A 19,775-nucleotide genomic window follows, 5' to 3' on the forward strand; every position below is an offset into this window, starting at 1 on the left:
CCTAGCGCTCGGTGACCAGCGGCCGTTCCGGAGTATGCAGCCGGGTCATGAGCCGGGTGATGGTCCGTGGCACCCGGTCCCGGGTGGCCCGGGAGACCAGGACCATCACGGCAAACGCCGCCGGAACTGTCCAGGCCGCGGGCTGCGCCAGCCAGGCCGGGGTTCCGCCGGCACCCAGCACGGCTCCGGCGACCATCGCTCCGCCGCACAGCACGGCTCCCGTCACCATGCCGGCGATCGCCCCGGCGTCGGTCAGCCCGCGCCACCAGATGCCCAGCAGGAGCACGGGGCAGATCGTCGACGCGGTGAACGCGAACACCATCCCCACGCTGCCGGCCAGCGCGAGCGAACCCGTCATGGACGCGATGCCCAGCGGGACCACCGCAGAGATCACGGCCGCCCGACGGAAGCCCTGGACGCTGCCGCCGAAGAGGTCCTGGCTGATCACACCGGCGAGCGAGACCACCAGCCCGGAGGTCGTCGACAGGAATGCGGCGAACGCCCCGGCCACCACCAGCGCGGACAGCAGGTCCCCGGCCAACCCGCCCACCAGCTCACCGGGAAGCAGCAGCACCAGCGCATCCGCCTGCCCGCTCTGCGCCAAGTGGGGCGCGAAGACCCGGCCGATCAGCCCGTACGCCGTCGGGAACAGGTAGAACACCGACAGCAGGCCGAGGACAATCAGTGTGGTCCGGCGGGCCGACTGCCCGTCCGGATTCGTGTAGAAACGCACCAGCACATGCGGCAACCCCAGCGTCCCGAACAGCAGCGCCACCAGCAGGGAGATGTTCTGGTACATCCCCGCCGGTGCGGCGCCCGTCGGGTTCACGGACGCCTCTGCCGCGACGGGGGTTCCGGAATCCGCCAGCACGAAGAAGATGAACAGGACGGGCACGGCCAGCGCCGTCAGTTTCAGCCAGTACTGGAACGCCTGGACGAACGTGATGGACCGCATGCCGCCCGCCACCACGGTGAAGCAGACGACGGCGACCACCGCCACCATTCCCACCCATGCCGGCAGCCCGGTAGTGATCCGGATGGCCAGCGCCGCGCCGTGGAGCTGCGGGACAATGTAGAGCCAGCCGACCATCACGACGACGACGCTCGTGACGCTGCGGACCACCCTCGAATCGAGCCGCGCCTCGGTGAAGTCGGGGATCGTATAGGCGCCGGAACGGCGGAGCGGGGCGGCGACGAAGAGCAGCAGCATCAGGTAGCCGGCGGTGTAGCCCACCGGAAACCACAAGGCGTCCGTGCCGGAGAGCAGGATGAGCCCGGCGACGCCGAGGAAGCTCGCCGCCGAAAGATACTCGCCGCCGATCGCCGAGGCGTTCCACCAGGGCCGGACCGTGCGGGAAGCCACGTAGAAGTCGCCGGTGGTGCGCGAGATCCGCAGGCCGTAGAAACCGATGCCGGCCGTGGCCAGCGAGACGGCGGCGAACGCCACAATGCCGACGGCCGGGTTCACGGGCGCATCACTTGTCCCCGACGAGATCCCGGTAGCGGGACTCGTTCCGGGACGCCGTCCGGATATACAGCCAGGCGCTGAGGCCGACCACGGGATAGATTCCGGCGCCCAGCAGCACCCAGTCGAAGGGGAGGCCCATGATCGTTGATTCGGCGAGGCCGGGGACCAGTCCCAGCATGAGCGGGAATGCGGTCAGGATCAGCAGGAATCCGGCGGCCACCACCACCCCGAGCCGCAGCTGGGAGCGGATCAGTGAGCGGACGAACACCTGCCCGGCGTCGGACTCCTCGGCTGCCTCGCGCGAGTCGGCGGCCGACCGGATGGCCGGCAGCGCGCTGCTGCCTGCCTGCAAACTGCGGGGCGCGGTGACGCGGACGCGGGTCATGCCTGCGGCCGGATCCGGGTCGCCTCAAGCTTCTCCCGGACGGACGGCAGGTGCCGCCGGCTGATGGGCAGTTCGGCCCCTGCCACGGTGACACTGGGCCGGGCGGCGGCAAGCTTCATGTGGCTGACGTGGGTCAGCGCGATGAGGTAGGAACGGTGGATCCGGATAAAGCCGGCGTCCGCCCACTGCTGCTCGAGGTCGGCCAGCGGGACACGGATGAGGTAGCTGGCGTCGGCGGTGTGCAGCCTGGCGTAGTCGCCCTGGGCCTGGACGTAGGTGACGTCCTCGCGGCGGATCATTTTCGTGGTGCCGCCGAGGTCAACGGTGATCATCTCAGGCGGCGGCGCGCCGTCCTTGAGCAGCTCGCAGATCCGGCCGACGGACTTGGCCAGCCGCTCGGCCCGGACGGGTTTCAGCAGATAGTCCACGGCGGCCAGTTCAAAGGCTTCCAGGGCGCAGTCCTCGTCGGCGGTGACGAAGACGACGGCGGGCGGTTTGGTGCTGCGCGAGATGACGCGCGCGATGTCCAGGCCGGAGACCGCCGGCATGTGGATGTCGAGGAAAACGGCGTCGACGTTCTCCGCTTCGAGGGCGCGCAGCGCCTCGGCCCCGGAGGACGCGCGGTGGATCATGCCGATCCGGTCGTCCTTGCCAAGCAGGAAGGCCAGTTCCTCGACAGCGGGCAGCTCGTCATCGGCGACGAGGACGTTAATCATGGATCAAGACTACTGCCGCGGGCGCGTCAGCCGGCCGCAGGCTCAGGCGTCGTGCCGGGGCTGCGACTTGGGGACGCGCATCGTGATCAGGGTGCCTTCGCCGGGCGCAGTTTCGATCACGAGCCCGTTGTCGTCGCCGTACACCTGCCGCAGCCGGGCATCGACGTTGCGGAGCCCCACATGGTCGCCCTCACCGTGCCCGGCGAGGACTGCCCGCAGCTGCTCCGGATCCATGCCCACGCCGTCGTCCTCGATGGTCACCTCCGCGAAGGCGCCGGAGTCGTTGGCCGTGATGGAGATGTGGCCCGGCCCCTCCTTGGCCTCCAGCCCGTGCCGGACCGCGTTTTCCACGAGTGGCTGCAGGCTCAGGAACGGGATCACGGTGCTGAGCACCTCGGGGGCGATCCGCAGGCTCACCTGCACGCGGTCCCCGAACCGTGCCCGTTCCAGCAGCAGGTAGCGGTCGATGCAGCGCAGCTCCTCCGCGAGGGTGGTGAAGTCGCCGTGCCGGCGGAAGGAATAGCGGGTGAAGTCGGCGAACTCCACCACCAGCTCGCGCGCCCGGACCGGATCCGTGTTGATGAACGAGGCGATCGCGTTCAGGGAGTTGTAGATGAAGTGCGGGCTGATCTGCGCCCGGAGCGCCCGCACTTCGGCTTCCATCAGCAGCGTGCGCGAAGCATCCAGTTCGGCCAGTTCCACCTGCGTCGCCACCCAGTCGGCCACCTCGCTGGTGGCCCGGACCAGCCCGGCGCCGGCCGCCGGTGCGAAGGCGGCCACCACGCCCACCACCCGGGTCCCGGTCTTGATCGGGGCGATCACCGCGGCGCGTTCCACGTCCGGGCGCGTCGCGACGGCGCCTTTGCCCTGCGCGAGTTCCTGCACCTCGCCGGCCGGGATCACGGCGGTGTGGCCGCCGTCGAGCACTCCCGCCGACAGCTCCATCAGCAGCGGTTTGAGTTCCTCGCCGGCACCGTCCCAGGCGAGCACCCCGGAGGCGTCGGTGATCGCCAGGGCGTCGCAGCCCAGCAGGCTGCGCAGCTGCCGGCTCGCCTTGGCGGCACCGGCCGGATTGAGCCCGGTCCGCAGGTGCTGGCCGGCGCGGGAGGCCGCGTGCAGCGTCTTGTAGGTGGCCCGCTCCGCGTCGGTGCCAAGCTCCCGGAAGGAGCGGAGCACCTTCAGTCCCACAGCGACGACGACGGCGATCGCCGCCGCGATCACGGCGATGGCGGCGGCGGTGAACAGGGGAGAGTCGGGCATGGGCCCAGCGTATCGCGGCACCTGCCGGACGGGGCCGCAGGTGCGTCCGACTGCCTTTCAGGCACGGTTTCAGGCGCCGCTGAGCGCAGCATCGGGACCGTTGAGCGACGCAGGGCACGGCGGATCTGGAATGTAAGCCGCATCACAGGAGACAGTGATTGCAGTCACATTGGCCGGAGGGCTGTTCGGAGCAGGCCAGGGCAGCCGGTGTGGACTCGCCAGTCTCAATGAGGAGGAACGATGGGTAACGAAGCCCAAGAAACGGACGCTACGGCGGCCGTGGACTTCAAGGAAGTCCAGTCGACGCCGCGGTTCCAGGAATTGCGCAAACGTCACCGCAGCTTTGTCTTTCCGATGGCCATTGCATTCCTGCTCTGGTACTTCGCTTATGTCCTGCTGGCCGACTACGCGGTGGAGTTCATGTCCACCAAGGTCTGGGGCAACATCAACATCGGCCTGATCCTGGGCCTGCTTCAGTTCGTGACCACGTTCGCCATCACCGGCTGGTACGTCAGCTACTCGAACCGGAGGCTGGACCCCATCGCCGCCGAAATCCGTCAGGAAATCGAAGGCCACGAGTTCGACAAGCACGGTAATCCAGTGAGCGGATCGGCAAAATGACAACATTGATGGTTCCCGCGGTCAACGTCGCCGCCCTCAAAGACACCACCCTGCTGAACATGGGCATCTTCGCCCTGTTCGTGGCGGTCACCATGGTGATTGTGTTCCGCGCCAGCCGCAACAACAAGACGGCCGCCGACTACTACGCGGCCGGACGTTCGTTCACCGGTTCGCAGAACGGCACCGCCATCGCCGGCGACTACTTGTCCGCCGCCTCGTTCCTGGGCATCACCGGGGCCATTGCCATCAACGGCTACGACGGCTTTATGTATTCGATCGGCTTCCTCGTCGCCTGGCTCGTCGCCCTGCTGCTCGTCGCTGAGCTCCTGCGCAACACGGGCAAGTTCACCATGGCCGATGTGCTCTCCTTCCGGCTCAAGCAGCGCCCCGTGCGCATTGCCGCCGCCATCTCCACCCTTGCGGTTTGCTTCTTCTACCTGCTGGCCCAGATGGCCGGCGCCGGCAGCCTGATCTCCCTGCTGCTGGGCATCAGCGACTGGGGCGGGCAGGCGCTGGTGATCATCGTCGTCGGCGCCCTGATGATCATGTACGTCCTGATCGGCGGCATGAAGGGCACCACCTGGGTCCAGATCATCAAGGCCATCCTGCTGATTGCCGGCGCCGCGGTCATGACCTTCTGGGTCCTGGCAATCTACGGCTTCAACCTCTCCTCCCTGCTCGGTGGCGCCGTCGAAACCGCGGGCAACCCGGCCATCCTCAACCCGGGACTGCAATACGGCAAGTCCGAGACCTCCAAGCTCGACTTCATGTCCCTTGGCCTGGCCCTGGTCCTGGGCACCGCCGCCCTGCCGCACGTGCTGATGCGCTTCTACACGGTCCCGACCGCCAAGGAAGCCCGCAAGTCCGTGGTCTGGTCCATCTGGCTGATCGGCCTGTTCTACCTGTTCACACTGGTGCTCGGCTACGGTGCCGCGGCACTGGTGGGCGCCGACACCATCAAGGCCGCCCCGGGCGGCGTCAACTCGGCCGCGCCGCTGCTCGCGTTCCACCTCGGCGGACCGCTGCTGCTCGGTTTCATCTCGGCCGTGGCCTTCGCGACCATCCTGGCGGTTGTCGCGGGCCTCACCATCACCGCAGCTGCCTCGTTCGCCCACGACATCTACGCCAACGTCCTGGCCAAGGGCAAGGCCGACCCCGACACCGAGGTCAAGGTGGCGCGGAAGACCGTTGTTGTGATCGGCATCCTGGCGATCATCGGCGGCATCTTCGCCAACGGACAGAACGTCGCGTTCCTCGTGGCGCTGGCCTTTGCCGTGGCGGCCTCGGCCAACCTCCCCACCATCCTGTACTCGCTGTTCTGGCGCCGCTTCACCACCCAGGGCGCCATCTGGAGCATGTACGGCGGACTGGGCTCGGCGATCATCCTGATTGCGCTGTCGCCGGTGGTCTCGGGCGCCAAGACGTCCATGATCCCGGGCGCCAACTTCGCGATCTTCCCGCTGAGCAACCCCGGCATCGTCTCCATCCCGCTCGCGTTCTTCCTGGGCTGGCTGGGCACGGTACTGGACAAGAAGCTGGAAGACACCACCAAGCAGGCCGAAATGGAAGTCCGTTCCCTTACCGGTGTGGGCGCCGAAAAGGCCACCAACCACTAAGGGCATCGGCGGACCCCCGCCCGCTCACACCACAGGAGCCCCCGTGCAACCCGCACGGGGGCTCCTGCCGTGTGGTCCCGGCTCCGGAGTTCCGCAGCCACTCCCGGTGCCGCCGTGAACCCTGCGGGCGCGCCGGCGGAACCGTCAGACGTCGGCGGAGCCGCGCTCCAGCAGGGGCTGCATCCGGAACGGGATCATCTCGCTCATGGCCAGGGCGGTGTCCGTCCGGTCCACGCCGTCGCAGGACAGGATCTTGCCGTTGATCCGGAACAGGTCCTCGGCGTCGAGCGCTACCACCCGCAACAGGAGATCCGCCGAGCCTGTCAGGCCGTAGCCCTCCAGAATCTCCGGAATGCCAGCCAGTTCCACGGCGAGCTGGCCGAGTTTCTGCTGCTGGACATGCACCGAGATGAACGCCATCAGCGGGTAGCCCAGCGATGCCGGGTTGATGCGGCGCTCAAAGGACAGGAAGACGTGTTTCTTCTCCAGCTGGGCCATCCGGGCCTGCACGGTATTCCGCGACAATCCGAGCTTCTGGGCCAGCGCCACGACGGTCCGCCTGGGGTCGCGTGCCATGGCCGAAAGCAGGCGCGTGTCGGTGCCATCCAAGGGTTGCATAATGCGCAAGATTAGCACGGTGCAACGGCCCCCGGCAGTGCAGAATGCTCAATTTATCCGCAGGCGGTTGTACCCAATGGGCATTGTGAGTAGGGTCACAACTATCCGGGGCAACGGCGCCCGGGCGGCCGGTGCGCGCCAGGATCACGAGTCCTGCGAGTAACGGTCAGACGACGTCAGAAGGTGCGGACAACTGTGTTTACCGACGACGCGGGCAAGGGCGGCATTTCCGCCGGGGGCCCCGGGAACAGTGCAGAATCAAACAGGCGGACGGGCGGGGACCTCGTCCAACTCATCACCCCCGGGGGTGAACGCGTAAGCCATCCGGAGTTCGATCCCTGGGTCCAGGACGTCAGTGACGAGCAGCTCGGTGCGCTCTACGAGGACATGGTGGTCATCCGCCGGATCGACGCCGAGGCCACCGCCCTGCAGCGTCAGGGCGAACTTGCCCTCTGGCCGCCGCTGCTGGGCCAGGAAGCCTCCCAGATCGGCTCGGCACGGGCCCTCCGTGACGACGATTTCGTTTTCCCCAGCTACCGTGACAACGGCGTCGCCTACTGCCGGGGAGTAAACCCCGAGGACATCGTCAAAGCCTGGCGGGGCAACGCCCTGGCCGGCTGGGACCCCTACACGGTCAACGTCGCCACGCAGCAGATCATCATCGGCGCCCAGACCCTGCACGCCACCGGCTACGCGATGGGCATCCAGAACGACGGCGCCGACTCGGTCGCCGTGGCCTATTTCGGCGACGGCGCCACGAGCGAGGGCGATGTCAACGAGGCCCTAGTGTTCGCCGCCAGCTTCCAGTCTCCTGTGGTCTTCTTCTGCCAGAACAACCACTGGGCCATCTCCGAGCCCGTCCGGCTGCAATCGCACATCCAGATCGCGGACCGCGCCGCAGGCTTCGGCATCCCCAGCATGCGGGTGGACGGCAACGACGTCCTGGCCGTGATGGCCGCGACCCGCATCGCCATCGACCGCGCACGACGCGGCGGCGGCCCCACCTTCATCGAGGCCGTCACCTACCGCATGGGCCCGCACACGACGGCGGATGACCCCACCCGGTACCGCGACGCCAACGAGCTCGAGGACTGGGCCGCCAAGGACCCGATCGCCCGGCTGAAGTCGCTGCTGGAACGCAAGGGGCTCCTCACCGAGGACCTCGAAACCGCAGTCGCCGCCAAGGCGGACGCCGTCGCGAAGGCACTGCGGGCGGGCACCATTAACATGCCCGAGCCGGCGCCGATGGACATCTTCAAGCACGTCTACAGCACGCCCAATTCCTCGCTGGACCGCCAGCAGGACCACTATTCCCGTTACCTGGCTTCCTTCGGCGATCCCGCAGAAGCCGCTTCTGAAGAAGGTGCACGCTGATGACGAAGATGACCTTCGCCCGAGCCATCAATTCGGGCCTGCGCAAGTCCCTCGAGAACGATCCCAAGGTGATCCTCATGGGCGAGGACATCGGCGCCCTCGGCGGCGTCTTCCGCGTCACCGACGGCCTGCAGAAGGACTTCGGCAAGCACCGCGTCGTGGACACCCCGCTGGCCGAGTCCGGCATCATGGGCACCGCCGTCGGACTCGCGTACCGCGGCTACCGTCCGGTGGTGGAGATCCAGTTTGACGGCTTCATCTACCCGGCGTTCGACCAGATCGTCAGCCAAGTCGCCAAGATGCATTACCGCACCCAGGGCGCCGTCAAGATGCCCATCACCATCCGCGTGCCGTTCGGCGGCGGCATCGGCTCCCCGGAACACCACTCCGAGTCGCCGGAGGCCTACTTCACCCACACGTCCGGACTGCGCGTCGTCAGCGTCTCCAACCCGCAGGACGCGTACACGATGATCCAGCAGGCCATCGCCTCGGATGATCCGGTGCTGTACTTCGAACCCAAGCGCCGCTACCACGACAAGGGCGAGGTGGACGAGACCCTTGACCTCGGCGCCGCCCTGTCCCTGGAGAAGGCCCGCGTCGTCACCGAAGGCACGGACGTGACGCTCGTGGCCTACGGCCCGCTCGTCAAGACCGCCAAGGACGCCGCACTCGCCGCCGCCGACGAGGGCGTGTCGGTCGAGGTCATCGACCTGCGCTCACTCGCACCGTTGGACTTCGCGACGCTGGAAGCCTCGGTCCGGAAGACCGGCCGGCTCGTCATCACGCACGAAGCCTCCCAGACCGGCGGCATCGGCGCCGAGGTCGCCGCCAGCATTACCGAACGGTGCTTCTACCACCTTGAGGCCGCCCCGGTCCGGGTCACGGGCTTCGACGTCCCGTACCCGTACTCAAAGCTTGAAATGCACCACCTCCCGGGTCTGGATCGGATCCTGGACGGCGTCGACCGTGCACTGGGCCGCCCCAACTCCCTGAGCGGACTGGAAGGATGAGCGCCACCATGATCAAGGAATTCAGGCTGCCGGATCTCGGTGAGGGCCTCACCGAATCGGAAATCGTCGCTTGGAAGGTCGCGGTGGGGGACACCGTCACGCTCAACCAGATCATCGCTGAGGTGGAAACGGCCAAGGCCGTCGTCGAGCTTCCCTCGCCTTTCGCCGGTGTGGTCGCGGCCCTGCACGAACAGCCCGGCACCGTTGTGGAGGTCGGCAAGCCGATCGTTTCCTTCGAGGTAGAGGGCGACGACGGCGCTGCCGCCGGCGGCGATGGCGTTGACGCGCCCGCCAAGCGCGAACCAAACCTTGTTGGCTACGGAGCCGTCCTGGAGAATTCCGGCCGGCCCGCCCGCCGCGCCCGCAGCTTCGCTGCGCCGTCGGCTCCTGCCGCCGCGCACGTTCCGGTCGTCGAGCCGGCCACGCCTGCCCCGGCCGCCGCGCCCGCGCCGGTGGTCGCGCAGGTCGAGGCGCCGCCCGCCCCGACCCAGTCCGCGGAACGCCCGCGGTCCACGCCGCCGGTGCGCAAGCTGGCCAAGGATCTCGGCGTCGACCTCGCGGCCGTCACCGGCACGGGGGAGTTTGGGCTCATCACCCGCGACGACGTCCGCAACTTCGTCGGCGGGGGAGACCTGCCGGTGGCACCCCGGGACCTGGCCGGCGTGTCCGTCCAGGCCCAGGCCCCGGCGCAGGGCGAGCGGGAAACCCGGACGCCGATCAAGGGCGTACGGAAGTTCACCGCCGCCGCCATGGTCTCCAGCGCCTTCACCGCGCCGCACGTCACGGAATTCCTGACCGTCGATGTCACCCCGACCATGGAACTGCTGGCGAAGCTCAAGGCCAGCCGCGCGTTTGCCGGCTACAAGCTGACGCCGCTGACCATCGTGTCCAAGGCCGTGCTCATCGCCCTGCGCAACCACCCGACGCTCAACACGCGCTGGGATGAGGCCAAGCAGGAGATCGTCCAGTACAACTACGTGAACCTGGGCATCGCGGCCGCCACCCCACGCGGCCTCACCGTTCCGAACATCAAGGACGCCGACCGGATGTCCCTGCTAGAGCTGTCCACGGCGCTGACCGGGCTGACGGACACGGCGCGCGCCGGCAAGACCTCCCCGTCCGAGCTTTCCGGGGGCACCATCTCGATCACCAACATCGGCGTCTTCGGCATCGATGCGGGCACACCCATCCTGAACCCGGGCGAGGCCGCCATCCTGGCCCTCGGCGCCGTGCGCAAGATGCCGTGGGAGTACCGGGACGAGGTGGCACTGCGCCAGGTCATGACGCTCAGCCTGTCCTTCGACCACCGCCTGGTCGACGGCGAGCAGGGCTCACGCTTCCTGCAGGACCTCGGCGCCATGCTGTCCGACCCGGGCATGGCCCTCGCCATGGTCTAGCACTCCGGACTCACAGCTGCCGGCTGCCCCCTAACCGGGGGCGGCCGGCAGCTTTGTTTGCGGCCGCCCTTCTCCGTGCGGGGGCACTTTGGGCGGAATGTTCGACGTCGGGACCATGGATGTCGGCGTGGCCGCGCCGAAGTGCCCCCGGAGCGCGGCACGGCGTGAGCCGCGGGGCAGGGGGATCCCGCGCAGGCAGGTGGCGCTGGCAGGGGGCGGTCAGCCGAGCGGGGCGGGAACGGCCGGGGCCATCAGCGCCGCCAGCGCCATGCTCTGCAGCAACGGCCGGGCCCGCTTGACCGCAATCCGGCGCCCGTGGCTGCGGACCGAGTGCGGGGTCGAGTTGATCAGGCCGAACGTGGCTTGGGCGCGCATCCGGAGTTCAGCTGCCTCGGTCTCGGGGTGCAGGCCGGCCAGCACCTCGACCCAGAGCTCCACATAGTTTCTCTGCAGCGTGCGGACCTCGGCCTGGTCCTCGTCCGCGAGGTTGCTGAAGTCCTGGTCCTGCACCCGGATGACGTCGGGGTTGCTGAGCGCGAAGTCCACGTGGAACTCCACCAGCCGGTGGAGCGCAACGGCGGCGCCGTCGGAATCGGCAATCACGCGCCGGCCGCCGTCGAGCAGGTCCTGGCTGACGCTGAGCAGCAGCGCCCCGAGGACGGCCTGCTTGCCGGAAAAGTGCCGGTACACCGCCGGGCCGCTGACGCCTGCCGCGGCGCCCAGGTCCTCCAGCGAGACGCGGTTGAAGCCGTCGACGGCGAACAGTTCGGCGGCCGCGGACAGGAGGGCCTGCCGGCGGTTCTCCTTGGCCTGGCTGCGCTGTGTGGAAGCGGGAAGGGCCGGAGGGGCCTGGGTTGTCTGGCTGGACTCGGTCACCGGCACGTCCCTCGTTTCAAATTTCCACCTGACAGTAATTTCCACCTGACAGTACTGTCCAGTGTTGGACATCACAGTTAATAGAGACTAACCTAAATCTCAGTTATGCGGTACTAACCGAAGTGGCCGGAACGGGCGCGCTACAGGTCCCCGGCATGAAGGCCCAGAACGGAAGCAGTCAATGGAGACAATCGCCAGCCAGGTGGACGCCACGAGCGCCGCCTTCGCCGCGAACCGCGAGGCCCAGCTGGGGCTGGCCCGCGAGCTGAAGGAACGCCTCGCAACGGCAGCCCTGGGCGGGCCGGAAAAGTCGCGGGAACGCCATGTGGCGCGCGGCAAACTCCTGCCGCGCGAACGCATCGACCAGCTGCTGGATGACGGCAGCCCGTTCCTGGAGATCGCGCCGCTGGCCGCCAACGGCATGTACAACGACGATTCCCCCGGCGCCGGCGTGATTGCAGGGATAGGCCTGGTCCACGGCCGCCAGGTCCTGGTCATCTCCAATGACGCCACCGTCAAGGGCGGAACCTATTACCCGATGACGGTGAAGAAGCACCTCCGTGCCCAGGAAATCGCCCTGGAGAACCGGCTGCCCTGCATCTACCTCGTGGACTCGGGCGGCGCCTTCCTGCCCAAGCAGGACGAGGTCTTCCCGGACAAGGAACACTTCGGCCGGATCTTCTTCAACCAGGCCAAGATGTCCGCGGCCCGGATCCCGCAGATCGCCTCGGTGATGGGCTCGTGCACCGCGGGCGGCGCGTACGTCCCCGCGATGAGCGACGAGACCGTGATTGTCCGCAACCAGGGCACCATCTTCCTGGGCGGCCCGCCGCTGGTGAAGGCCGCCATCGGCGAGATCGTCACGGCCGAGGAACTCGGCGGCGGCGACGTGCATTCCAAGATCTCCGGCGTCACCGACCACCTGGCCGAGAACGACGAGCACGCCCTTCAGATCGTCCGCGACATCGTCTCCACCCTGCCGAAGCCGGCCTCCCCCGCCTGGGACATCGACACCGCCGTCGAACCTGTGGCGGATCCGGCGGAGCTCTATGGCACGGTCCCCACGGACGTCAACGCGCAGTACGACGTCCGCGAGGTCATTGCCCGGCTGGTGGACGGCAGCCGCTTCCACGAGTTCAAGAAGAACTACGGCACCACCCTGGTGACCGGCTTCGCGAAGCTGCACGGCCACCCCGTCGGGATCGTAGCCAACAACGGCGTGCTCTTCAGCGAATCCTCTCTCAAGGGAGCCCACTTCATCGAGCTCTGCGACCAGCGCGGCATCCCGCTGATCTTCCTGCAGAACCTCTCCGGCTTTATGGTCGGCAAGGACTACGAGCAGGGCGGCATCGCCAAAAACGGCGCCAAGATGGTCACCGCCGTCGCCACCGCCCGGGTTCCCAAGCTGACCGTCGTGATCGGCGGGTCCTTCGGAGCCGGCAACTACTCCATGTGCGGGCGGGCCTACTCGCCGCGGTTCCTCTGGATGTGGCCGGCGTCCCGGATCTCGGTGATGGGCGGCAACCAGGCCTCCAGCGTGCTCGCCACCGTCAAACGGGACCAGTACGAGGCCCGCGGCGAGGAATGGTCCGCCGCGGACGAGGAAGCGTTCAAGGCCCCGATCAAACAGCAGTACGAGGACCAGGGCAGCCCCTACTACTCCACCGCCCGCCTCTGGGACGACGGCGTGATCGACCCCGCGGACACCCGCACCGTCCTGGGACTGGCGCTCGACGTCGTCTCCCGCACCCCGCTGCCGGAGACCTCCTTCGGCCTTTTCCGGATGTGAGCCCCGCTGTGACTGTTACTTCCACACCCGATACCTCCACCCCCACGAAGCCCCTCTTCGGCACCGTCCTCGTCGCCAACCGCGGCGAGATCGCGTGCCGTGTGATCCGCACCCTGCGGGCGCTGGGCATCCGTTCGGTGGCGGTCTATTCCGACGCCGACGCCGGAGCCCGGCACATGCGGGAAGCCGACGTCGCCGTGCGGATCGGCCCCGCCGCCGCGGCCGAGAGCTACCTCAAGATCGAGGCCATCCTCCAGGCCTGCCGCGACACCGGCGCCGAAGCCGTGCACCCCGGCTACGGATTCCTCAGCGAGAACGTGGACTTCGCCCGCGCGCTGGAAAAGACCGGGATCACATTTATCGGGCCCGGCGTCGAATCCCTCAACGTCATGGGCGACAAGATCCGCTCCAAGAACCACGTCACCAGCTACGGCGTCCCGGTGGTCCCGGGCATCGCCAAACCCGGCATGACGGACGCGCAGCTGATCGAGGCCGCGGCCGGCGTCGGCTTCCCGCTGCTGATCAAGCCTTCCGCCGGCGGCGGCGGCAAGGGCATGCACATTGTCGAACGCCCCGAGGAGCTGGAGGCGACGCTCGCCACCGCCCGCCGGGTCGCGGCCAGCGCCTTCGGCGACGACACCCTGTTCCTGGAGCGGCTCGTCCTGACCCCGCGGCACATCGAGGTCCAGGTCCTCGCGGACAACCACGGCAACGTCATCCACCTGGGGGAGCGCGAGTGCTCGCTGCAGCGCCGGCACCAGAAAGTCATCGAGGAAGCCCCGTCCCCGCTGCTGGAATCCCTGCCCGACGGCGCCGAGATCCGGGCCCGCCTGGGCGAGGCCGCCTGCAACGCGGCGCGCAGCGTCAACTACAGCGGTGCCGGCACCGTGGAATTCCTGGTCTCCGATAACGCGCCGGACGAGTTCTTCTTTATGGAGATGAACACGCGCCTGCAGGTCGAGCACCCCGTCACCGAAATGGTCACCGGAGTCGACCTCGTCGAATGGCAGGTACGGATCGCCGCCGGCGACGAACTCACCGTGCAGCAGGAGGACGTCGTCCTCACGGGGCACTCCGTTGAGGCACGGGTCTACGCGGAGATCCCGGAGAAGAACTTCCTGCCGTCCACCGGACATGTCCTCCTTCTGGACGAGATCCCCGGACCCGCCCAGCGGCCCAGCGCCCCGGCCCGCAACGAGGTCGAAACAACCCGGGGCCGGGTCCGGGTGGACTCGGCCCTGCTGGACGGCCTCGAGATCTCTTCGAGCTACGACCCGATGATCTCCAAGGTCATCGCGTGGGGGGAGGATCGCACCGCGGCCATCGACACCCTCGACGAGGCGCTCGCCGGGTACACCGCGCTCGGGATCGACACCAACGTCGAGTACCTGCGGCTGCTGATCAACGACGGAGACGTCCGCGCGGGCCGGCTCGACACTGGCCTGATCGAACGCAAGATGCCGGATTTCAGCTTCCGGCGCGTGGGGGATGCCGAACTCGTGGTCGCGGCCTTGTACGCCATGGCCATGGCGGAGGAATCCACGCGGGAGGACCGTGACGACAACCCCTGGCGGCGCCGCGACGGCTGGCGGATCACTTCCCCGGCAGCGCGGCGGATCAGCCTGGGCACCTCCGATGGCGGCGTTGCCACAGTGGAGGTCAGCGGCCCGGTCGCGGGTGAACAGGTCAGGGTGAGCGTGAACGGAGGCCCGCAGCTCACGGCCTTCCTGCAGTTCACCGCGCGGGATCGCCCGGTGCTCACCCTCGAGGGCGAGACCAGCAGTTATGCACTTGCCCCCGTTCGCACCGGTCCTCCGGCCCAGAGCTGGATGGCTCCCGATCCCCGCGTCCTGTCGGAAATCTTCCTCGGCAACGAGGGCTGGTCCTGCCGCCTCGAGGTGCTCACCCGCGAGACCCGGCTGGCCCGGGTGCTGGCCGCCGTCGAACGCGAGGAGGGTGCCGCGGACCCGGCGGTGCGTTCACCGATGCCGGGCACGGTGGTGTCCGTCTCCGTGAACAACGGGGACGCCGTCACGGCTGGGCAGGTCCTGCTCGCGGTGGAAGCCATGAAGATGGAACACCAGCTCGTGGCGCCGCTGGACGGAACCGTCCACATCAGCGCCGGCACCGGCGACCTCGTGAAGGCAGACCAGGTCCTGGCCACAATCCACCCCGTTCACCCGACCGAGCCCTCCAAGGCCGAGGACACCATCGAGGAGTCCGTCATCGCCATGGGTGCCGCGGACTAGCCTCACAGCTTCGCTACAAGACCACAGTTCTCAGACAGCACCACAGACAGCACCACAGACGAAGGAGTCACCATGCCGGATTTTGAACTCACCGAGGACTACCAGGACCTCAGCAACACCGTCCGCGAATTCGCCGACGAAGTGGTGGCCCCGGTCTCCGCCAAGCACGACGAGGAACACAGCTTCCCCTACGAGATCGTCTCGCAGATGGCTGACATGGGCCTGTTCGGACTGCCGTTCCCGGAGGAGTTTGGCGGCATGGGCGGCGACTACTTCGCCCTGGCCCTCGCGCTGGAACAGCTCGGCCGCGTGGACCAGTCCGTCGCCATCACCCTCGAGGCCGGCGTCTCCCTCGGCGCCATGCCGATCCACCGCTTCGGCAATGAGGCCCAGAAGCAGGAGTGGCTGCCTCTGCTCGCCTCCGGCAAAGCCCTCGCCGGCTTCGGCCTGACCGAGCCGGAAGCAGGCTCCGACGCCGGCGGCACCAAGACCACCGCAAAGCTCGGTGGCGGCGAATGGGTCATCAACGGCAACAAGGAGTTCATCACTAACTCCGGCACCGACATCACCCGCCTCGTCACCGTCACCGCGGTCACCGGCCAGGAGGAACGCCCGGACGGCAGCATCAAGAAGGAAATCTCCACCATCCTGGTGCCCACGAACACTCCCGGCTTCAAGGCGGAGAAGGCCTATAACAAGGTCGGCTGGAACGCTTCGGACACGCACCCGCTGACGCTGGACAACGTCCACGTCCCCGAGGAAAACCTGCTGGGCACCCGGGGCCGCGGCTACGCCAACTTCCTCTCCATCCTGGACGAGGGCCGGATCGCGATCGCGGCGCTGGCAGTCGGCGCGGCCCAGGGCTGCGTGGACCAGTCGGTGAAATACGCCAAGGAGCGCAGCGCGTTCGGCCAGAACATCGGCAAGTACCAGGCCATCGCGTTCAAGATCGCCCGGATGGAAGCCCGCGCCCACACCGCCCGGCTGGCCTACTACGACGCGGCCGCCCGGATGCTCGCCGGCAAGCCGTTCAAGACCCAGGCTGCCATCGCTAAGATGGTCGCAGGCGAGGCAGCCATGGACAACGCGCGGGACGCCACCCAGGTGTTCGGCGGCTATGGCTTCATCAACGAATTCACCGTGGCGCGCCACTACCGCGACTCCAAGATCCTTGAGGTCGGCGAGGGCACCACGGAGGTCCAGCTGATGCTGATCGCCCGCGAACTGGGGCTCTGACCGGCCCGCTGGCCGCAACCGTCGAGAGAAGGAACAACGATGATTAACAAGGTTGTTGCCAGCGCCGCCGAGGCCGTCGCGGACATCCACGACGGCGCCTCGCTCGCCGTCGGAGGCTTTGGACTCTGCGGCATCCCGGTGGCCCTGATCGATGCGCTGCACGCGAGCGGCGCGAGGGACCTGGAGACCGTCAGCAACAACTGCGGCGTCGACGACTGGGGGCTCGGGATCCTGCTGAAGGACGGCCGGATCCGCCGCACCATCAGCTCCTACGTGGGGGAGAACAAGGAGTTCGCCCGGCAGTACCTCGCCGGCGAGCTCGAGGTGGTCCTCACCCCGCAGGGCACGCTGGCCGAGAAGCTGCGTGCCGGCGGGGCGGGAATCCCGGCGTTCTACACCCCTGCCGGCGTCGGCACGCAGGTGTCCGACGGCGGCCTGCCGCAGAAGTACGACGCCGAGGGCAACATTGCGATCGCCTCAGCGGCGAAGGAGGTGCGCAGTTTCAATGGCGCCGACTATGTCCTGGAGGAATCGCTGACCCCCGACTTTGGCCTCGTCCACGCCTGGAAGGGCGACCGCCACGGCAACCTCGTCTTCCACGCCACCGCAATGAACTTCAACCCGCTCTGCGCCATGGCCGGGAAGATCACGATCGCCGAGGTGGAGGAACTCGTGGAGCCGGGGGAGCTGGACCCCGAACACGTCCACATTCCCGGCATCTTCGTCCAGCGCGTGGTGCTTGCACCCGGCGCCGAGAAACGGATCGAGAAGCGCACGGTGGCGCTGGCCGCAGCGTCGGCCTCCGGCAGCACACCAGCCGCCACTGACGCTTCCGACCCCGCCGCCGCAACAGACCAGTCAGGAGCCTAGGCCATGGAATCCAACAGCCTGCCGGGCGCACCGCCCCGTCCCGAAGCGGTCCGCCACGAATACCGGCCCCCCGCCGTCGGGCATCCCGCCGGTGTGGAGGGCAAGGGGTGGACGCGCAACGAACTGGCCGCGAGGGTGGCGCGGGAGCTGCAGAACGGGCAGTACGTCAACCTTGGCATCGGCATGCCCACACTGATTCCCAACTACATCCCCGCCGGCGTCGAGGTGGTGCTGCACTCCGAGAACGGAATCCTCGGCGTCGGACCCTACCCGGCCGAGGACGCGGTGGATCCGGACCTGATCAATGCCGGCAAGGAAACCGTCACGGTCAACAAGGGCGCCGCGTTCTTCGACTCCGCCGCCTCTTTTGGGATGATCCGCGGCGGTCACGTGGATGTCGCCGTGCTCGGCGCGATGGAAGTGGCCCGGAACGGTGACCTGGCCAACTGGATGATCCCGGGCAAGATGGTCAAAGGCATGGGCGGCGCCATGGACCTGGTGTTCGGCGCCAAGAAGGTGATCGTGATGATGGAGCACGTGGACCGCAACGGCCGGCCCAAGATCGTGGAAAAGTGCTCGCTGCCCCTGACCGGCAAAGGCTGCGTCGACCGCATCATCACGGACCTGGCGGTGATCGACGTCGTGACGGAAGGGGGCACGTCCCGGCTGGTCCTGCGTGAACTCGCCCCCAACGTGACGGCCGAGGACGTGGCCGCGGCCACCGGAGCCGAACTCTTCGAGGAAGACCAGGAACTGACGGTATGACAACGAATTCCCAGCACGCGGCCGAACCCCGCGCCATTGAACCCCGCGTCGTTGAACAGCGCGGACTGTACTTCGACGAGCTCGAGGAGGACGTGGTCTACGCGCACCGGCCCGGCCGGACCGTCACCGAAGCGGACAACGTCATCTTCACCACCATGACCATGAATACGCAGGCCCTGCACCTCGATGCCGCCTGGAGCGCGGAGCAGCCGTTCGGCCAGCGCCTGATGAACTCCATGTTCACGCTGGCCACTGTGGTGGGGCAGTCCGTGCCGCAGCTGACCCAGGGCACCATCATCGCGCAGCTGGGGCTCACGGACGTGTCCTTCCCGCACCCGATGTACCACGGCGACACCCTGTACACGGAGACCGTGGTGACCGGGAAGCGGCTGTCGTCCTCCCGCCCCGGCCAGGGGATTGTGACCATGAAGCACACCGGCCGGAACCAGCACGGCGAGGTCGTGGCCCTAGCCACCCGCAGCTGCCTGATGTGGACACGGGATGCGCATTCCGAAGCCCGGAACGCGCACAAAAGGGCAGAATAGATCCATGAGTTTCCTGATGGGCCCCGCCCTGCTGTTCTGCCCCGCCGACCGCCCCGAGCGCTACCAAAAGGCGGCCGAGCGCTCCGACGCCGTGATCGTGGACCTCGAGGACGCCGTCGCGCCGGCGGACAAGCAGCGGGCCCGCGGCGCGATCCTCGCCCAGCTTGGCGCCACGGGGGACGTCCCCGAGCTGGACCCGAGCCGCACGATCGTCCGGATCAACCCTGCCGGCACGGAGGAGTTCGAGAAGGACCTGCACTGCCTCAAGCACACGCCCTACCGGCACATCATGCTGGCCAAGGCCGAGAGTGCCGCCCAGCTCAAAGAACTTGAGGGCTACAGCGTGATTGCGCTCTGCGAGACGGCGCTGGGGGTCATGAACGCCGCCGCCATCGCTGCCGAACCCAACGTGGTCGGGCTGATGTGGGGCGCCGAGGACCTGCTCGCCTCGCTCGGCGGCACCTCCAGCAGGACCGACGACGGCGCCTACCGTGCGGTCGCGCTGCACGCCCGCTCCACCGTGCTGCTGGCCGCCCGCGCGTTCGGCAAGGAAGCCGTCGACTCGGTCTACGTCAACATCCCGGACCTTGACGGCCTCGCCGTCGAAGCCCGCGACGCCGTAGCCTCGGGCTTTGGCTCGAAGGCGTGCATCCACCCGAACCAGGTGGCCGTGGTCCGCGGGGCCTACGCGCCGTCCGAGGCTGAGGTCACGGCAGCCGCCGAACTGCTGGCCGCAGCCGCCGATGCAGGCTCTGGTGTCTTCCAGTTCAACGGCAAGATGATCGACGGGCCCATCCTCAAGCACGCCGAATCCACGCTCCGCCGCGCCGGGCGCTAGCTTCTGAGGCTACGGCTTACGTCTTGCCGGCTCGGAGTGTGGCTGCGGCCCGGGCGCCGGGGTTCGAACCTCGTCGATTCGCCACGAATGGCCGCTATGGCGGGTCGTTTAGCGGCCGTTTGCGTCAGATGGGTGCACTTTC

The 19,775-nt window shown here is 68.0% G+C and carries 18 protein-coding genes; 12 read left to right on the forward strand and 6 right to left on the reverse strand.

Features of this window, described 5'->3' with window-relative positions; translation table 11 throughout:
* Nucleotide 1 precedes the first annotated feature (1 nt).
* From LDO13_RS05700 to LDO13_RS05715, 4 genes are read right to left on the reverse strand one after another with little or no spacing between them, the layout of a single operon-like run.
* On the reverse strand, nucleotides 2-1,468 hold the full coding sequence (locus LDO13_RS05700; RefSeq protein ID WP_224049062.1) for a cation acetate symporter: 1,467 nt from the start codon (nucleotides 1,466-1,468) through the stop codon (nucleotides 2-4).
* Nucleotides 1,469-1,475: 7 nt separating this feature from the next.
* On the reverse strand, nucleotides 1,476-1,853 hold the full coding sequence (locus LDO13_RS05705; protein WP_224049063.1) for a hypothetical protein: 378 nt from the start codon (nucleotides 1,851-1,853) through the stop codon (nucleotides 1,476-1,478).
* Nucleotides 1,850-2,569: a LytTR family DNA-binding domain-containing protein gene (locus LDO13_RS05710; protein ID WP_224049064.1), complete on the reverse strand. Its 720-nt coding sequence runs from the start codon at nucleotides 2,567-2,569 to the stop codon at nucleotides 1,850-1,852. The genes LDO13_RS05705 and LDO13_RS05710 overlap by 4 nt, the downstream gene beginning before the upstream one ends.
* A gap of 42 nt (nucleotides 2,570-2,611) precedes the next feature.
* Entirely contained in the window at nucleotides 2,612-3,829 is a 1,218-nt protein-coding gene (locus LDO13_RS05715; protein ID WP_224049065.1) for a histidine kinase, read from the reverse strand.
* 240 nt (nucleotides 3,830-4,069) lie between these two features.
* Here LDO13_RS05715 and LDO13_RS05720 point away from each other — a divergent pair, with 240 nt between their 5' ends.
* Both LDO13_RS05720 and LDO13_RS05725 read left to right on the forward strand, forming a co-directional pair.
* Nucleotides 4,070-4,450 carry a DUF485 domain-containing protein gene (locus LDO13_RS05720; RefSeq protein WP_224049066.1) on the forward strand — a complete coding sequence of 127 codons (381 nt, stop codon included), beginning with the start codon at nucleotides 4,070-4,072 and terminating at the stop codon, nucleotides 4,448-4,450.
* A complete protein-coding gene (locus LDO13_RS05725; protein ID WP_224049067.1) occupies nucleotides 4,447-6,066 on the forward strand; it encodes a cation acetate symporter in 1,620 nt (539 codons plus the stop codon). The genes LDO13_RS05720 and LDO13_RS05725 overlap by 4 nt, the downstream gene beginning before the upstream one ends.
* 144 nt (nucleotides 6,067-6,210) lie before the next feature.
* Here the strand turns inward: LDO13_RS05725 and LDO13_RS05730 are convergent, their stop codons facing one another.
* The gene (locus tag LDO13_RS05730; protein ID WP_224049068.1) at nucleotides 6,211-6,684 is read right to left on the reverse strand and encodes an Lrp/AsnC family transcriptional regulator; all 474 of its coding nucleotides are present in this window, start codon (nucleotides 6,682-6,684) and stop codon (nucleotides 6,211-6,213) included.
* A gap of 195 nt (nucleotides 6,685-6,879) precedes the next feature.
* Here LDO13_RS05730 and pdhA point away from each other — a divergent pair, with 195 nt between their 5' ends.
* Genes pdhA through LDO13_RS05745 form a run of 3 tightly spaced genes read left to right on the forward strand, consistent with a single transcriptional unit; the run spans nucleotide 6,880 to nucleotide 10,465 of the window.
* Nucleotides 6,880-8,058, forward strand: a complete 1,179-nt coding sequence (gene pdhA / locus LDO13_RS05735) for a pyruvate dehydrogenase (acetyl-transferring) E1 component subunit alpha (RefSeq protein ID WP_224049069.1) — start codon at nucleotides 6,880-6,882, stop codon at nucleotides 8,056-8,058.
* Entirely contained in the window at nucleotides 8,058-9,068 is a 1,011-nt protein-coding gene (locus LDO13_RS05740; RefSeq protein WP_224049070.1) for an alpha-ketoacid dehydrogenase subunit beta, read from the forward strand. The genes pdhA and LDO13_RS05740 overlap by 1 nt, the downstream gene beginning before the upstream one ends.
* Nucleotides 9,065-10,465, forward strand: coding sequence for a dihydrolipoamide acetyltransferase family protein (locus LDO13_RS05745; protein ID WP_224049071.1), 1,401 nt, complete (start codon nucleotides 9,065-9,067; stop codon nucleotides 10,463-10,465). Before LDO13_RS05740 ends, LDO13_RS05745 begins: the two co-directional genes overlap by 4 nt.
* Before the next feature lie 219 nt (nucleotides 10,466-10,684).
* Here LDO13_RS05745 and LDO13_RS05750 read toward each other — a convergent pair whose 3' ends face one another.
* Nucleotides 10,685-11,347 carry a TetR/AcrR family transcriptional regulator gene (locus LDO13_RS05750; protein WP_224049072.1) on the reverse strand — a complete coding sequence of 221 codons (663 nt, stop codon included), beginning with the start codon at nucleotides 11,345-11,347 and terminating at the stop codon, nucleotides 10,685-10,687.
* Nucleotides 11,348-11,522: 175 nt separating this feature from the next.
* Here LDO13_RS05750 and LDO13_RS05755 point away from each other — a divergent pair, with 175 nt between their 5' ends.
* The 7 genes from LDO13_RS05755 (at nucleotide 11,523) to LDO13_RS05785 (ending at nucleotide 19,633) form a co-directional block, all read left to right on the forward strand.
* A complete protein-coding gene (locus tag LDO13_RS05755) occupies nucleotides 11,523-13,130 on the forward strand; it encodes a carboxyl transferase domain-containing protein (RefSeq protein WP_224049073.1) in 1,608 nt (535 codons plus the stop codon).
* Nucleotides 13,131-13,138: 8 nt separating this feature from the next.
* Nucleotides 13,139-15,379 (forward strand): biotin carboxylase N-terminal domain-containing protein, encoded by a 2,241-nt coding sequence (locus tag LDO13_RS05760; RefSeq protein ID WP_224049074.1) that lies wholly within the window; start codon nucleotides 13,139-13,141, stop codon nucleotides 15,377-15,379.
* Between the two features lie 72 nt (nucleotides 15,380-15,451).
* Nucleotides 15,452-16,615 (forward strand): acyl-CoA dehydrogenase family protein, encoded by a 1,164-nt coding sequence (locus LDO13_RS05765; protein ID WP_224049075.1) that lies wholly within the window; start codon nucleotides 15,452-15,454, stop codon nucleotides 16,613-16,615.
* A gap of 39 nt (nucleotides 16,616-16,654) precedes the next feature.
* Nucleotides 16,655-17,485, forward strand: coding sequence for a CoA transferase subunit A (locus tag LDO13_RS05770; RefSeq protein WP_224049076.1), 831 nt, complete (start codon nucleotides 16,655-16,657; stop codon nucleotides 17,483-17,485).
* Nucleotides 17,486-17,488: 3 nt separating this feature from the next.
* Entirely contained in the window at nucleotides 17,489-18,250 is a 762-nt protein-coding gene (locus tag LDO13_RS05775; RefSeq protein ID WP_224049077.1) for a CoA transferase subunit B, read from the forward strand.
* Nucleotides 18,247-18,795 carry a MaoC family dehydratase gene (locus LDO13_RS05780; protein WP_224049078.1) on the forward strand — a complete coding sequence of 183 codons (549 nt, stop codon included), beginning with the start codon at nucleotides 18,247-18,249 and terminating at the stop codon, nucleotides 18,793-18,795. Before LDO13_RS05775 ends, LDO13_RS05780 begins: the two co-directional genes overlap by 4 nt.
* A 4-nt stretch (nucleotides 18,796-18,799) precedes the next feature.
* The gene (locus LDO13_RS05785) at nucleotides 18,800-19,633 is read left to right on the forward strand and encodes a CoA ester lyase (protein WP_224049079.1); all 834 of its coding nucleotides are present in this window, start codon (nucleotides 18,800-18,802) and stop codon (nucleotides 19,631-19,633) included.
* The last annotated feature ends 142 nt before the right edge of the window (nucleotides 19,634-19,775 follow it).

Source organism: Arthrobacter sp. NicSoilB4, assembly GCF_019977335.1.
Lineage (GTDB): Bacteria > Actinomycetota > Actinomycetes > Actinomycetales > Micrococcaceae > Arthrobacter.